Here is a 348-nt window from a genome sequence, read left to right as displayed (position 1 = left end):
GTGTGCGAGACCGCGTGCCCGGCGATCTCGTCGCACAGGGCCCGGACGGCCGCCAGGGCCATCGCCTGGATCGGCTGGCGCACGGTCGTCAGCGGCGGGGCGGGGGACGCGATGAGGTGGGGGGCGTCGTAGCCCCCCACGGAGAAATCCTCGGGGACCCGCAGGCCCCGCCGGCGGGCGGGCCCGGGGGGGCCCCCGGGGGCGGACAGCGCCGCCCCCCGGCTGCGCGCCCTCCCCGCCCCGCCGCTGACGCCCGTGCGCCAGCCGATCCAGGCGATGGCCCTGGCGGCCGTCCGGGCCCTGTGCGACGAGATCGCCGGGCACGCGGTCTCGCACACGGAGTACGTG

At 79.9% G+C, this 348-nt stretch carries 1 pseudogene; it reads right to left on the bottom strand.

Features of this window, described 5'->3' with window-relative positions:
* Positions 1 to 179, bottom strand: a pseudogene (locus tag ADL05_RS31540) (substrate-binding domain-containing protein); the annotation flags it as partial.
* Between the last annotated feature and the right edge of the window lie 169 nt (positions 180 to 348).

Origin of the sequence: Nocardiopsis sp. NRRL B-16309, assembly GCF_001279585.1 — a bacterium.
Taxonomy (GTDB): domain Bacteria; phylum Actinomycetota; class Actinomycetes; order Streptosporangiales; family Streptosporangiaceae; genus Nocardiopsis.
The sequence above is the reverse complement of the archived record's forward strand: the minus strand, read 5'-3'. Positions and strand labels throughout refer to the sequence as shown.